Consider the following 15,435-nt stretch of genomic DNA (forward strand, 5'->3'; position numbering starts at 1 on the left):
CTTAATTAGTTTTAGTATAATAAATTTCGAGCTTTAATCTTTTATTTTCATCAGTGCTATTGCTTCCATGAAAAATAGTACCTAAAGGACTCACAACGGAAGATTCCGGAAAGAAATAAGCATTTTGTTCCTCAGATTTAAGACCCATCCATGTTGCATATACAGGAGCGTCTTTTATTTTTTTAAATGCAGCATATGTAATCGCTTGTGCAGTTGAAACACCTAATTTTATATTTGCTTTATCACCTTTTACAAGACCTATAATATAATCCGTAATATTACACCTGTATTTTAAGCCACGTTCAGAAGCATCTCTCTCTAAAATTCCTGCAACAAGTATTTTTCGATTGTTTATGTCATACAAAAATATTTTACTAGGCTCAGCAGCCACATTTTTCATTAGAGTTTGATCGACATAAAAAGTTAAACTGGCGTCGTTAATTAACCATCCTTTTTCCTTAATATAATCTAATTCGTCTGGTATAGAATTACTTTTGCCAAGTTCTATTTTCCCTGAAGTTCTATTATAAGTTACAACATCAATTGCAGGATTAAACAAATCAATTATAGCCACACTTCCTTCCCCCCCTCTTACATAAAGTCTATCTGCTTTTGGACTTGAGTAAGAACTGGCTTCTGTACTAGGTTCATTGTTAAATAAATTTACAGTATTACCAGTAAGATTTAAAGTAATGGATTTTTCAACAGTTAATGTAAGATCTGCCGCAAGAGCCTTTTCTTTGTACTTTACTACAATAGTCCCTTTTTTGAAATTCATTCTAGCTAACACACCTGAAGCATCATTTTTTTCGACGCTAAAATACAATCCTTTGAAATATTGTTCAAATAGAGAGTTACTGGCTAAACTATAATTATTTGATGTTTTATCAAACAACAGCTTCTGAAAAAAAGCCTTATCTAAACTTAATCGCATGCCTGGAGCTGTATATGTAGTTGTAGCCGCACTAGTTGCTGTAGCTGGAACAGGATCAGAATATTCTTTTTCGCTAAATACAAAGTCATTATCTTCATACAATAACGCTCCTTTTTTTTCACTAAAAATGGCATCTTGATTGGTATAATACAGCTGAGGGTAATTTGTATCATAAATTGGCGCCCCTGGTTCTGTATTTAAGCTCCCAAGCAAAAATTTATTTTCATAAATTTTCAGCTTAATCTTTGAAGTTCTATTACCATAAATAGAATCGAGTTTATAGACAGGTCTTCCGTCTGTATTTGTAGTTCCTGCAGCGGTTGTAAAATAAGGAATATAAAGCGTTACACTTACAATGTCTTGACCTAAATCAGAATTTATTGCTGGATTTTCACTAGACAGCTGAACCTGAGTAGCAAAATTTGCAGTTGTCTGACCAAATACTGTATTATCCAATATACCCAAAGCATTTACAGCTAAATTATTAGAAGCAATTGCACCCGTTTTTTTCCAAGTTGCTTGAACGGTACTAGAATTTTCTTTAACGATATTAAAATGGTTATTATCAATTAAATCCGACCCAACAGCACTAAATTCTTTATCACAGGAGTTAAAAAGAACAATAAAAAAAAGCAAAGGAATTATTTTAAAAACAGAATTTTTAAGCATATTTATTCGTAAAAGATTGATTTATAACAACATATCTTGATAAAACTCAGTATAAGCTACTGAAAATTCATCCTTAAATTTCAAAGGTAAAAAAGGTTTACTTGAAGATTCTATAAATTTTGTTAAACTTGGAGAGAGTCCGTCTGAAGCAATGATAACAGCATCTGAATTACGAACAGTAGTTTTCATAATATTTTCATAGTTAGGAACTTCTAATTCGGCTATAGCTTCATCAGGAATACCGTCAAAACGAACTTTATTAATCATTTCAGCATCTAATATTCCATCAAAAGACTGACTATATACAGAAGTAACTATTTTAGTATCAGAAAAAAGAGCTTCATTTTTATAAAAATGCTTCATATAAACTGGAAGCATAGCCGCCATCCAGCCATGAACATGTATAATATCTGGAACCCAATTTAATTTTTTGACAGTTTCAACAACACCTTTAGCAAAAAAAATTGCACGCTCATCATTATCAGGATACATTACCCCTTCTTCATCTGCAAATGTTGCTTTTCTCTTAAAATACTCTTCGTTATCAATAAAATAAACCTGAATTCTCTCTTTTGGTATTGAAGCTACTTTTATAATAAGAGGCATGTCCAAATCATTCACCACCAAATTCATCCCGGAAAGCCTGATCACTTCATGTAATTGGTGTCTTCTCTCGTTAATATTTCCATACCTTGGCATAAAAATTCTAATTTGCCCTCCTTGATCATTAATCATTTTTGGTACGTCGTAAGACATTAATGAAACCTCATTTTCAGCGAGATAAGGCACAACTTCAGATGATACGTATAATATCCTCTTATCTTTCATAATATAAATTGATTAATTATTGGCAATAAAAACCATGCAAAATTACAAAAATTTATGCAGTTATGGACTAAAATATTAAGTTTGCATCTAATTTAAACAAAACAGCCATGCAGATTTTCGATGGAAAAACAGCTTTAATGGATTATTTACGTTCAGTAAAGACTACAGATTCTTCAATTGGATTTGTTCCAACAATGGGTGCTCTGCATAAAGGACATCAGTCGTTAATGAAGCAGTCTGTTCAGGAAAATGATATAACGGTTGTAAGTATTTTTGTAAATCCAACACAATTTAACAATCCTGAAGATTTAGAAAAATACCCTCGTACTTTAGACGAAGATATTATCAAAATTTCTCAAATAAATCCAGATATTATTGTTTTTGCTCCAACAGTCGATGACATATACGAAGGAAAAACGTTATCACAATCTTTTGATTTTGACGGTTTGGAAAACAAAATGGAAGGAAAATTCAGACCAGGTCATTTTGACGGGGTTGGAACTATTGTAAAACTTCTTTTCGAAATTGTACAGCCCGCAAGAGCCTATTTTGGGGAAAAAGACTTTCAGCAGGTACAGATTGTCAAAAAAATGGTAGAGAAAAACCATTTACCCGTAACAATTATTGTTTGCCCCATTTTAAGAGAAACCAACAACTTAGCTATGAGTTCTCGAAATGAACGCTTAACTTTGCAGCAAAGAAATGATGCAGCCGTCATTTACAAAACACTAAAAGAAGCCAAAAATAAATTTACAAATACCAGTGCTCAAAAAACAGCACAATGGGTTAAAAATGAGTTCGACAAACATAGAGAATTCACTTTAGAATACTTTGAAATTGCAGATGAAGATACTCTTTCTACCTGCATCCGAAAAAATAAAAACAAAAAATACAGAGCGTTTATTGCTGTGTTTATCAACAATGTCCGCTTAATAGACACTATTTCTTTAAATTAAAATACCATGCATATTCAAGTTGTTAAATCAAAAATTCACCGAGTAAAAGTTACAGGAGCCGACTTAAATTACATCGGAAGTATAACTATAGATGAAGCATTATTAGAAGCATCCAACATAATAGAAGGAGAAAAGGTATCGATAGTAAACATTAATAACGGAGAACGTTTTGATACCTATGCGATAGTTGGAGAAAAAAATTCTGGGATAATCACATTAAACGGTCCTGCTGCACGAAAAGTTCAAAAAGATGACATTATTATCATTATTTCTTACGCAACTTTAGATTTTGAAGAGGCAAAAACATTTAAGCCATGGATTGTTTTCCCTAATGAAAATGACAACTCTTTAACATAACAGTTTGTCAGTTTCGTCTTTCACGGTATACTAATAATTGTTTATATTGCGACACTATTTCTTATAGATAACCAATCCCCAACATATGAAACATCTATTATTAGCATTCCTAGCCTTTTTTTCATTTTCCTGTTTGGCACAAATAAAAACAATCAGTTTTAACTCAGAAAAACTCAAAGAAAAAAGGGATCTTTTTGTGTCATTGCCCGCTTCTTATGAAAAAAACAAAACCAAACAATACCCCTTATTAGTTTTATTAGATGGCGATTATTTATTAAATCCTTTCACTGGTGCGTTAATTTACGGTTCTTATTGGGATGATTTACCAGAAGTAATAATTGTTGGTATAGCTCAAAACAAAAATGACCAAAGAAACACAGATTGCGGAGTTGATCCTGTAACAGGAATGCCCGACGGAAAAAGTGTAGATTTCTTTGATTTTATTTCACTAGAACTTATTCCTATGATTCAAAAGGAATACAGAGTAACAAATTTCAAGATTATAGCCGGGCATGACACGACCGCCTCTTTTTTAAATTTCTTTTTATACAAAGACAGACCACTATTTGATGCTTATATTTCATTAAGCCCGGAATTTCCAGTAAATATGGAGCAAACGATGCCAGATTTACTTGCAAATTCCAAAACACCTCTTTTCTATTATTTATCCACAGCCGATGGAGATGAGAAAAAAATGAGAGAAAGAATCCTAAATCTTGACACAAATCTAAAAACAATTAAAAACCCTGATTTAAATTATAAATTCGAAGATTTTAAGGAAGCCTCCCATTATTCACTTGTGCTGCATTCGATTCCTTCTGCTTTATATCAAATTTTCTCAGTGGCAGAGCCAATATCTGTACTGGAATACAAGACTAAAATAGTCACTTTAAAAGAAGGTTATGTAGAATATCTGAAAAAAAAATACGATATAATTGAAAATTCTTTTGGAATAAAAAATCCAATCAGAATCTCCGATTTCAAAGCCATAGAAGCAGCTATCCTAGAAAACAAAGATTACAATGAGCTGGATGCCTTGGCAATTCTTGCAGATAAAAATTACCCAAAAAGCATGCTTGGAGATTACGAATTAGCAATCATGTTCGAAAAAAAACAAGATAATCCAAGGGCTGTACGTTATTATATGTCAGGATTCAACAAAGAAGAAATTGCTGATCTAACCAAAGATATGATGTTTGCAAAAGCTGAAGAGCTGAAAAAAACCTTTGCAAAAAAACCAAAAATAAAAGGAAAAGTTGGTCAGGATACTGAAGCAAAACAAGAAGTAATTGAAGAAACTCCTACAGCTGACGCACCAGTAACAGAAGAAAAAAAGCAATAATAATGTCCAAAGTAAAAACAACTTTTTTTTGCCAGAATTGCGGTGCCCAATATTCCAAATGGCAGGGGCAGTGTAATTCCTGCAGAGAATGGAACACTATTGCCGAGGAAATTATTCAAAAGCAGGAAAAAGTGGCTTGGAAAAGCGAGCCGTCCACAACTAGCAAAGCCCCAAAACCATTAAGAATCAATGAAATTGACAGTACAGAAGAAATCAGACTCAATACTACTGACAATGAGCTGAACAGAGTTCTGGGAGGCGGAATTGTTCCTGGCTCTCTAATACTTTTAGGAGGAGAACCTGGTATTGGAAAGAGTACTTTGTTGCTGCAGATTTCTTTAAAATTACCATACAAAACCTTATACGTTTCGGGTGAGGAAAGCCAAAAGCAGATTAAGATGCGTGCAGAACGCATCACTCCAAATGGGGACAGCTGTTTTATTCTTACCGAAACCAAAACACAGAATATCTTTAAGCAGATTGAAGCCATTCAGCCCGAAATTGTCATAATTGATTCGATTCAGACTTTGCATACCGATTATATCGAATCGACCGCCGGAAGTATTTCTCAAATACGGGAAACAACCGCCGAGCTGATTAAATTTGCCAAAGAAACCAATATTCCCGTAATATTAATTGGTCATATCACCAAAGACGGAACGATTGCCGGACCAAAAATATTGGAACATATGGTTGATACTGTACTTCAATTTGAAGGTGACAGAAATCATGTTTACCGCATTTTACGTTCGCTAAAAAACCGTTTTGGATCAACTGCAGAGATTGGTATCTACGAAATGCTTGGAAGCGGACTTCGGGAGGTATCCAATCCTTCCGAAATATTGATTTCGCACAAAGACGAAGAACTATCAGGAACGGCCATTGCTACCACACTAGAAGGTATGCGTCCGCTGATGATCGAAATTCAATCGCTGGTAAGTACCGCAGTATATGGAACTCCACAAAGAAGCACCACAGGTTATAACGCCAAAAGACTGAATATGATTTTAGCCGTTTTGGAAAAAAGAGCCGGTTTTAGACTTGGCGCAAAAGATGTTTTCCTGAATGTAACCGGAGGAATTTCTGTTGACGACCCTGCCATCGATTTGGCCGTTGTTGCAGCAATTTTATCATCTAATGAAGACATTCCGGTCAACAAAGATTACTGCTTTGCAGGCGAAGTTGGTCTTTCTGGCGAAATCCGTCCTGTAAACCGAGTAGACCAGCGTATTCAGGAAGCTGAAAAATTAGGATTTTCTACTATTTTTGTATCCAAGTACAATAAAATAGCTTTAAAAAATACTGGAATCAAAATTCAGCTGGCGGCCAAAATCGAAGATGTGGTGAGTATGCTTTTTGGATAAAACATCATTTTAAAAAACATTTCTTTTCTTTCCTACAACATGAAAACTAACAAACAAAAGTTACTGCTTGCCTCCAAAATAATTGGGATAGTTATTACTCTGCTCCTAATTGGTTTTCTGGTTTTCAGGGACGAACTTTTGGATCAGGCAGTGGATAAGGTATCATCCACAATGAAATTAGAATACAACAGCGAATTTGCTATAAAAAAAGCATCTTTCGATGGTATTTCAGGAATAGAACTGGACGAAATTACTTTGGCTCCAAAAAATCTGGACACAATTTTCAAAATCCAAAAAATAAAAACAAGTGTAAATTTATGGCGTTTGCTCATTGGCGATGTGCAGCTTGGGACTCTTGAAATAAAAAACGGTTATGTCCAGTTAACCAAAAAAGGAAATGTCAAAAACTTTGGAGCATTCCTCAAAAAAGACAAAAACGAACAAAAAACGAACAAAAAAAGAGATTATGCCGAATTTGCCTATCGCATTATCTCCAAAGTCCTCAATCTAGTTCCGACAGATATGACAATGGAAAATCTTGTTTTCAAACTCGATGACAACGGCAAAAAAGCAACTGTCAATTTTAAAAATCTGACTTTACATCAGACTAAACTGGAATCGTCGATCGAGGTTAAAACCAACACCTTTGCACAGCGATGGAGAATCAACGGAATAGCAGATCCAAGAAATAAAAAAGGAGATCTCCATTTTTTTAACATTGACACCGGTGCCATCAAAGTCCCTTATTTTGACGAACGATATAATTTAAAAGCCAGTTTTGATTCAATTAGATTTAATGTTCAAAACATTGACATGAGTGGCGGTGAACTGCATTTTGATGGTTTCAGTTCGATTACCAATCTGAAAGTAAACCATAAAAGAATTGCCAATAAAGATGTTAATATTAAAAATGCACGCTTTGATTTCCGCTTCTTGTTAGGCAGCGATTTTATTTCGATCGACAGCAGTTCGACCGTTCAATTCAACAAAATAAAAATACATCCGTATCTTTCGTATAACACCGAAGAAGATACCGTTTACAGACTGCAAATCCGAACTCCAAAAATCAAAACACAGGATTTTATCACTTCCCTGCCTGATGGATTGTTTACCCATTTTCAGGGAATGGAAGCCACAGGTGATTTTGATTATAATCTGGATTTCATGTTCAACAAAAACAAACCGAATACTATTGTTTTCAAGAGCAATGTCAACAAACGTAATGTTAAAATTACCAAATACGGCAATATAGATTTAGCCAAATTAAATGGTGAATTCACCTACCGTGCCGTCGATAAAGGTGTACTGCAGCGTCCGGTTTTTGTGGGTGCAAGCAATCCCTATTACACGCCTTTGGACCAGATTTCACCATATCTGCAAAAATGCGTTTTAACTTCCGAAGATCCTTCGTTTATGTCACATCACGGCTTTATAAACGAAGCTTTTAAACAATCGATTCTTAAAAATATCCGCACCAAAAAGTTTTCGCGTGGAGCGAGCACCATAAGCATGCAATTGGTTAAAAACGTTTTCCTTACAAGAGAAAAAACTTTATCACGAAAACTAGAAGAAATTCTGTTGGTTTATATAATTGAAGGCAATCGAATCACGAGCAAACAACGTATGCTTGAAGTCTATTTCAATATTATCGAATGGGGACCAAACGTATATGGAATTGGCGAAGCAGCTGAATTTTATTTCCAAAAAAGACCTGCCGATTTGAATGTCCGCGAATGTTTATATCTGGCAACGATCATCCCAAAACCAAAGAAATTCATGTGGCAGTTTGACCAGGAAGGTTTGCAGAAAGCCTATGCAACCAAACATCAGGCATTCCTGAGAAATCTGATGTTCCGCCGTGGTTTATTAGTTCCTGAAGATACTGTTGGTTTGTCTGCCCCTGTTACGCTTACAGGTCGGGCTCATTCGTTATTAAATATCAAAGTAAAAGACACAACCGTAATCGACTCGACGGATGTGAAAGAGGAATTTGATTTTTAGGCATAACAACAAGGACACAAAGCTTTGTGCTCTTAGCGTTTTCTTTGTGTCCTTTGTGGTTAGACTTTTATTTAAAATTCCTTAAAAAATCCTCTTTATAAGTCGGGGAAACTTCAATTTCGGTGGAATCGTTCAGCGTAATAATCCCTCCTTTATTGTACGATTTCACACAATTCAAATTGATGATATGGGATTTGTGGACACGGATAAAAGGCAAAGGCAGAATTTCGGAGAAATGTTTTAAAAAACGGCACGCCATCTTTTTACTTCCATTATGAAGATACAAATCGGTGAAATTGCCGTTACCGCGAAGCCGAATGATTTCCTCCATTTTTACAACTTCAAAACCTTCCAGTGTCGGCAGAATCACTTGTTGCTTTTCGGGTTTGGATTCCTTAAAATTTTCAATAATAATCTTATTTCTATTAAAAATTTCCTGATTCAGAATTTGATGATGGACTTTGTTTACCGCAACAATCAGTTCTTCAATGCTGATGGGTTTCAGCAGATAATAGGCCGCGCTTTGATTCAGGGCTTTCAGCGAATACTCCGAAAAAGCGGTCACAAAAATGGTTTCAAAATGCAGGTCTTTGCAGGCTTCGAGAACATCAAAAGCATTTCCGAAAGGCATTTCGACATCCAGAAAAACCAATTGTGGCTGTAATTCGTGCAAGAGCGGAACGGCCTCTTTAATATTTTGGGCTTCGCCAATAACCTCCACCTGCGGACAATATTTACCCAAATAATTCTTAAGCACTTCACGCGCCGTCAATTCATCTTCGACAATAACGCTTTTTATCTTCTGAAAATTCATCCTATTTCATCAATTAATGGACAGCTAATTTCGACAATCGTTCCTCTTTCCGGTAACGTTTTTTCAAAAATCCGGAAAGAAATATGCTGTTTGTACAGTTCATTCAGCAGACTGATGCGCTCTTTGGTATTGCTCATTCCTCGCGATTCGTGTACTTTTTGATTCGCCGTTTTCAGCTCTTGGCTTTTGGTCAGACCAATGCCATTATCCTCAATCTGAATCACCACTTTTCCGCTGATTAATTCCACTTTTAGCAACAGCAGTCCTTTCATATCCAAATAGCGCAAACCATGCCAAATAGCATTTTCCAAATGCGGCTGCATTATCATATTCGGAACCATCGTTCTTTCGGCATCCAGTTCCGGATCAACACTAATTTTAAAATCAAATTTATCCTGAAAACGCAGATGTTCCAATTCTAGATATTTTCGTAATTGCTCCAATTCGTTATCGAGCGTAATGAAATCCTTATTGGAATTCTCCATTGCATTCCGCATCAGATTCGAATACGAAGTCAGGTATTTATTGGCCTCCAACTCCCTATTTTGGGCAATGAACTGATTGACGCTGTTAAGGCTGTTAAAAATAAAATGCGGATTCATTTCTCTGCGCAGCGACTGCAGGGCGATTTCCTTGTTCTTGATTTTAATCGAATAAAGCGCTTTCACAATCCATAAAAACAACAGTAAAAGCAATCCAATAGAACCCAAAAGAAAATAATTGAACGTGTTTTTCCTTGAAATCAATTCATCTTTCAGCGACTTTTCTTTTTCAAGCTGGCGGATTTTATCTTCACTCACCTGAAACGTTTTGGCATCAATCAAAGTCGTGTCCGAATGAATTAACTGGTCGAAATTCTTAACAAATTGATCGTACAAAACCAAACTCTCCTTATTGTTTCCCTTTTTGTTATAATACTGCGTTAATGCCGTCAGACTTGTTTTTGCTTCGGCCGAATTGCCTTTTTGCAGTGCCAAAGCAAATGCTTCCTTTAAGGCTTCAATAGCCTTGTTTGGTTCTTCTTTTTGAAAATATAGACCCGAAAGCGACTGCAATTGCTTGATTTGAGTAGTGAAATCCTGTTTGGTTTTGGCATCTGCCAAAAGCTTTTCGCTAATCCCGATCGCCTTGTCAAACTGATTGTCCGAAGCGTATACTTTTGCAATTTCATTATTGATTTTGATGATCGTCGCCGGCTTCCCTTTTGCGTAAGCGAGTGCCTGATTGTAACTTTCTATCGCAACATCCTTATTTTTTTGCTGAAGCGAATTTTCGGCCTTTTTCACATACGCATCCGAAACCTCTTCGCTTTTTTTCTCCTTCTTAAGCAATTCAATGTTCGAATTCACATAACTTTCCTGAGCCACAGGACTTGCTATCGAACGCAGTCGGTTAGCATCGTTCGTATTGACTTTTTCAGCACTTTTATCTTCGGCCATTGCCCCCGCAACTTCATAATTACTGATGGCGGATTTATAATCTTTTTGGGATTCCTGCACTTTGGCAAGGCTTCTGGTAACACGGGTTTTGTCATCAGTCAGTTTTAGTTTGGTGTAGCTCGCCAGCGCTTTTTTAAAGTATTCCTCGGCCTTGGCATTATCCCCTTTTCCGAGAAACTCATTGGCCAGTTTTTCATAATTCGAAGCGATATTTGATTCATTATTTTCATCCAAAGATTTAGATAATTCCTCAGCAGTTATACTAATTTTGGCTTTACTGATTCTGGAGCTATTTTTTTTTTCAATTTTTTCTATAGGAGCAGACTGCGCAATTATTTCATGAGGAAATAAAAACGCTAAAAAGAGCAGAGCAAAAACAATTAATAAATTATGTTTCACAAACAAATATTTAGAAAGTGTAAAGTAAGTTAATTTTTAATTCCAAAACTATAGCTTTTACCAAGTCAAACGGCTTGTTGACCCATTCTCTCAAAAATATATTTTCTCTATTGATACTTTTACCATGTAAACTTAAAATCTATCAATATGAAAAAACCATTCTTTTCATTTTTAATCATTCTGTTGTCTCAATTCAGCTCTGGACAGGTTTCGGGAAATGCCAATTACCAAAATCGGTATTCTGAACAAAATACAATCAATATCAATTTTCCATCACAAGATGGTATTGTGATAAATGTAAAAGGTCTTGCTAATGTTAAGGCAGATTCATACACAGCTATTTTCAGTTTAACTCAAACAGGTAAAACAGCCAAAGAGGTCAATGAATTAATTAATCAGCGAATTTCGCAATCATTAACAGAAATCAAACTCAAAAAAGATGTTGAAACCTTTGTAGATATGATCTCATTTGTTCCTGTTTATGAATATGAAGTTGAGAAAAAGGTTTTCAGCCGTAAAACCTACAATGAAGTTCCAATTGGGTTTGAATTGAAGAAAAATATTCACATAAAATACTCTGATCCCAATCAGCTGAACGATTTTATATCAATTTTATCCAATCATGAAATATACGATCTGGTACGAGTTGATTATTTTTCAAGCACCTTAGAATCAATCAAAAAAGAAATGATGAACAAGGCAAAGCTTTTAATACAAGAAAAAACCAAGAATTATGAGGTAATTCTTGGTGAGACATTTACAAATGCAGAGAAAAGAATAACCGATGATTTTATTCTAAACTTACCTGTAGAAATGTACAAATCCTATGAAGCGTATAACAGTTCTGATTTAAACTTAAAAAAAACAGCAAATGTCAATCAGTCCAATAAATCGACTACGCTTTATTATCAGCCTGTATTTAATAAAGAATTTGATTTTATAATAAACCCTGTGGTATTGGAACCAGTTATACAAGTACAATATGAAATAAAGATTTTGATTAATAGAGAAAAAAAACAGATTCCAAAAACAGATAAACAATTTATACTGATTACTCCAAATGGCGATTTAAAGAATCTTGTTATGGATACCGCAAAGCAAAAGCTTTAAATTAAGTCTGAAACCTGTAGTAGATTTCTGCTACAGGTTTCAGACTTAATTTAAACCCTTTCACCAAGTCAAAAGCCCGTTTCACCATTTGTCCAAAAATGACGTGTTTTTAGTTTCTAAGTTTGATCTGTAATCAACCCTTAAAAACTAGAAATTATGAAATCGACACTATTTATCTCCGCACTTTTGGCCACCACACTTTCTTTTGCAAGCTGTAACAATTCGAATGCAAAACCCTTAGAAAAAACTAATCCCGAAAAGCCAAAACCATCCGAAAACAACAAAATACAGGTTGCTCTTTTATTGGACACTTCCAACAGTATGGACGGATTGATCGACCAAGCCAAATCCAGACTTTGGAATATCGTAAACACTTTGACCACTCTTAAATATTCAGGAAAAACTCCCGATATCGAAATTGCTTTGTACGAATACGGCAACGACGGATTGACACAGCAATCCAACTACATCCGACAAGTAACGCCACTCACCACCGATCTAGACTTGATTTCCGAAAAATTATTTGCACTAAGAACCAACGGAGGCAATGAATACTGTGGTGCGGTAATTCAAGACGCTACAAAAAAACTGCAATGGGAAAAAGCAAACGACAATATGAAACTCATTTATATTGCAGGAAACGAAGCCTTCAACCAAGGCGGAATAAACTACAAGGAAGCAATCAGTGATGCGATGAAAAACGATATTTACGTGAATACTATCTTTTGCGGAAGCAGTTTAGAAGGCATCAACACCTTTTGGAAAGACGGAGCCGATTATGGAAAGGGAAAATACTTCAATATTGACTCTAATCAATCTATTCAATATGTATCAACGCCTTATGACGATCAAATATCAAATTGTAATGTAAGGATAAATAACACCTATATTGGGTATGGCTCTAAAGGTATTTCCAAAAAAATGAATCAGGAAGCACAAGACAAAAATGCACAAGGCGTTTCATCTGCCAATTATGCGGAGCGTGCTATAAGTAAATCCAAAACGGTGTATAAAAACGAAAGCTGGGACTTAGTTGACAAAGTAAAACAAGACCCAAAAGCCATTACAAAAATCAAAAAAGAAGAATTACCCGCCGAACTTCAAAATAAATCGGAAGCAGAAGTAGAAAAAATCGTTGCCCAAAAAACCAAGGAGAGAGAAGCTATCCAAAAAGAAATTGGTGAATTGGGCAAAAAACGCCAGCAATACATCGACACCGAAACAAAAAAAACAAAATCACAAGATGATTTAGGCAAGGCAATTAACACCTCTATTGTGGCTTTGGCAAAAGCGAAAGGTTATACAGTAGAAAAATAAACCTTACAAAGTATTCGTAATAGACTCAAAACGATAAAATTAGACATTGTTTCACACGGATTTTTTAATGATGCTTATAAAATCTGTGTGAATGTGTTTAATCCGTGGCAAAAAAAATTATAAAAAATTTAAGCAGACACCCAACCTTTTTCAGCTTTTTGTCATCTATAGAGATATAATCTTAACTTACTACCTCATGAAAAAAATTTATTTCCTCTTTGCGTTATTGTTTTCGGCATTTAGTTTTGCTCAAAAACCAATTTTCACGACTGCCAAAGTAAAAGCTGCAACCGTGTATTTTAACGCTGCAGAAATCTCTCAAACAGCTAATATAAATCTGCCATTAGGTACAAGTGAGATTGTCATCAAAAATGTAGCCGTCGATTTAAATGAAAACTCGGTACAGATAGGCGCACCTGTAAGCGTAACAGTACTTTCGGTTCAATTTACAAACGACTACGTTTCGGAATATGAAGTGGATTTAAAATCTCCAGCATTAAAAAAAGTAAAAGACAGTATCGTTTTGGTACAAAAAGAACTTTTAAAAGTGGGTAATGCCAAAAATTCGGAAACCAAAACATTGGCATTATTAGACAGAAATCAGCAGGTTTCGGGAGTGAATTCGGGTTTGAATGTATTAGAACTAATGAAAATGGTCGATTATTACAAATCCAAACAGACTGAAATTGCCAATACAATAAACGCCTTAGCCGAAAAAGAGCAAAAACTCAATGAGACTCTTCAAAAGCTGAACAACAAACTCGAAGTAGATACAAGCAAAGAAGAAAAAACTTCTTCTGGAAAACTGATAGTTCAGGTGATGAATAATCTGGCTGGAACAGTTCCTTTGGACATTACCTATTTGTCAAATAATGCTTCGTGGACACCATTCTATGATTTACGCACCGAAAGTGTAACGGCACCAATCAATATGATGTACAAAGCGCAGGTTATTCAAAACACTGGAATCGATTGGAAAAAAGTAAAACTGACTCTGTCCAGTGGCGTTCCAAATCAGAACAATCAAGCGCCTTTATTAAGTTCATGGTTCTTAAACTATAGAGCAAATGACAGATTACAAGAAGTAGTTGTTGTTGGTTATGGCTCTAAGAGAAAAGGAATCCAAAATCAATTGCAGGGAACAGTTGCTGGAGTTCAGATTGCCAAGGAAGAAATGAATGCACAACCGATAACGATGGCTGAATCATCGGTTTCAAACTATACGACTGTATCTGAAAACCAATTGAATATTTCATTTGATATTGATATTCCTTATGATATTTTATCAAATGGAAAAGTACACAGCGTTTCATTGAAAGAAATTAAACTTCCAGCATCCTATAAGTTTTATGCAGTACCAAAAGCAGAAAAAGATGCTTTTTTACTGGCTCAGATTGCCGATTACAGCAAATACAATCTGCTGAGAGGAGAAGCCAATATTATCTTTGAAGGCATGTATGTGGGTAAAACGTTTATCGAACCAAACCAAACGAGCGACACTTTGAGTTTAAGCATGGGGCGTGATAAAAAAGTGACTATCAAACGCGAAAAAGTCGTGGATCAATCGGGCACCAAGTTTTTATCTTCTAAAAAAGAACAGACTTTTACCTTTGATATTACCATTAGAAACAATAAAAAAGAAACAATCGAAATGCTGCTAAAAGATCAATATCCGTTGAGTTCCAATAAAGACATTGAAATTGAATTACTGCAAAGCGATCGTGCTAAAGTAAATCCGGAAACAGGAATCCTAACATGGCAACTGCAGATGAAGCCAAATGAAACCAAGAAAATCAGGATTAGTTACAAAGTGCGGTATCCAAAAGATCAGGTTATAGAGAATTTATAAACTGTAAAGCCTGTCAGATTCAAAAAAACTGACAGGCTTTTATTTTTTATATTCAG

The 15,435-nt window shown here is 35.2% G+C and carries 12 protein-coding genes; 8 read left to right on the forward strand and 4 right to left on the reverse strand.

The annotated features are described in order from the left end of the window. Nucleotide 1 precedes the first annotated feature (1 nt). Both IRZ80_RS14835 and IRZ80_RS14840 read right to left on the reverse strand, forming a co-directional pair. Complete coding sequence (locus IRZ80_RS14835; protein ID WP_194642360.1) at nt 2–1,603, reverse strand: DUF4270 domain-containing protein; 1,602 nt, start codon at nt 1,601–1,603, stop codon at nt 2–4. Between the two features lie 21 nt (nt 1,604–1,624). Beyond that, a complete protein-coding gene (locus tag IRZ80_RS14840) occupies nt 1,625–2,431 on the reverse strand; it encodes a glycogen/starch synthase (RefSeq protein ID WP_194642361.1) in 807 nt (268 codons plus the stop codon). Between the two features lie 107 nt (nt 2,432–2,538). Between IRZ80_RS14840 and panC the strand changes: the two genes are divergently transcribed. The 5 genes from panC to IRZ80_RS14865 all read left to right on the forward strand — a co-directional run bounded on the left by panC (nt 2,539) and on the right by IRZ80_RS14865 (nt 8,451). Next, nucleotides 2,539–3,387, forward strand: a complete 849-nt coding sequence (gene panC / locus IRZ80_RS14845; RefSeq protein WP_194642362.1) for a pantoate--beta-alanine ligase — start codon at nt 2,539–2,541, stop codon at nt 3,385–3,387. A 6-nt stretch (nt 3,388–3,393) separates the two neighbouring features. Then, nucleotides 3,394–3,744, forward strand: a complete 351-nt coding sequence (gene panD / locus IRZ80_RS14850; RefSeq protein WP_194642363.1) for an aspartate 1-decarboxylase — start codon at nt 3,394–3,396, stop codon at nt 3,742–3,744. Between the two features lie 85 nt (nt 3,745–3,829). Continuing rightward, nucleotides 3,830–5,086: an alpha/beta hydrolase gene (locus IRZ80_RS14855; protein ID WP_194642364.1), complete on the forward strand. Its 1,257-nt coding sequence runs from the start codon at nt 3,830–3,832 to the stop codon at nt 5,084–5,086. Nucleotides 5,087–5,088: 2 nt separating this feature from the next. Further along, nucleotides 5,089–6,450, forward strand: coding sequence for a DNA repair protein RadA (gene radA / locus IRZ80_RS14860; protein WP_194642365.1), 1,362 nt, complete (start codon nt 5,089–5,091; stop codon nt 6,448–6,450). A gap of 39 nt (nt 6,451–6,489) precedes the next feature. Then, on the forward strand, nt 6,490–8,451 hold the full coding sequence (locus IRZ80_RS14865) for a transglycosylase domain-containing protein (RefSeq protein WP_194642366.1): 1,962 nt from the start codon (nt 6,490–6,492) through the stop codon (nt 8,449–8,451). Between the two features lie 67 nt (nt 8,452–8,518). Here IRZ80_RS14865 and IRZ80_RS14870 read toward each other — a convergent pair whose 3' ends face one another. Together IRZ80_RS14870 and IRZ80_RS14875 are read right to left on the reverse strand one after the other, a co-directional pair. After that, entirely contained in the window at nt 8,519–9,265 is a 747-nt protein-coding gene (locus IRZ80_RS14870) for a LytR/AlgR family response regulator transcription factor (RefSeq protein WP_194642367.1), read from the reverse strand. Beyond that, nucleotides 9,262–11,103 carry a histidine kinase gene (locus IRZ80_RS14875; protein WP_317174772.1) on the reverse strand — a complete coding sequence of 614 codons (1,842 nt, stop codon included), beginning with the start codon at nt 11,101–11,103 and terminating at the stop codon, nt 9,262–9,264. The genes IRZ80_RS14870 and IRZ80_RS14875 overlap by 4 nt, the downstream gene beginning before the upstream one ends. 147 nt (nt 11,104–11,250) lie before the next feature. Here IRZ80_RS14875 and IRZ80_RS14880 point away from each other — a divergent pair, with 147 nt between their 5' ends. The 3 genes from IRZ80_RS14880 to IRZ80_RS14890 all read left to right on the forward strand — a co-directional run bounded on the left by IRZ80_RS14880 (nt 11,251) and on the right by IRZ80_RS14890 (nt 15,379). Then, nucleotides 11,251–12,213 carry an SIMPL domain-containing protein gene (locus IRZ80_RS14880; RefSeq protein WP_194642368.1) on the forward strand — a complete coding sequence of 321 codons (963 nt, stop codon included), beginning with the start codon at nt 11,251–11,253 and terminating at the stop codon, nt 12,211–12,213. 156 nt (nt 12,214–12,369) lie between these two features. Then, a complete protein-coding gene (locus tag IRZ80_RS14885) occupies nt 12,370–13,530 on the forward strand; it encodes a vWA domain-containing protein (protein WP_194642369.1) in 1,161 nt (386 codons plus the stop codon). A gap of 196 nt (nt 13,531–13,726) precedes the next feature. Further along, nucleotides 13,727–15,379 (forward strand): DUF4139 domain-containing protein, encoded by a 1,653-nt coding sequence (locus IRZ80_RS14890; RefSeq protein WP_194642370.1) that lies wholly within the window; start codon nt 13,727–13,729, stop codon nt 15,377–15,379. The last annotated feature ends 56 nt before the right edge of the window (nt 15,380–15,435 follow it).

Source organism: Flavobacterium sp. HJJ (genome assembly GCF_015351475.1).
Lineage (GTDB): Bacteria > Bacteroidota > Bacteroidia > Flavobacteriales > Flavobacteriaceae > Flavobacterium > Flavobacterium marginilacus.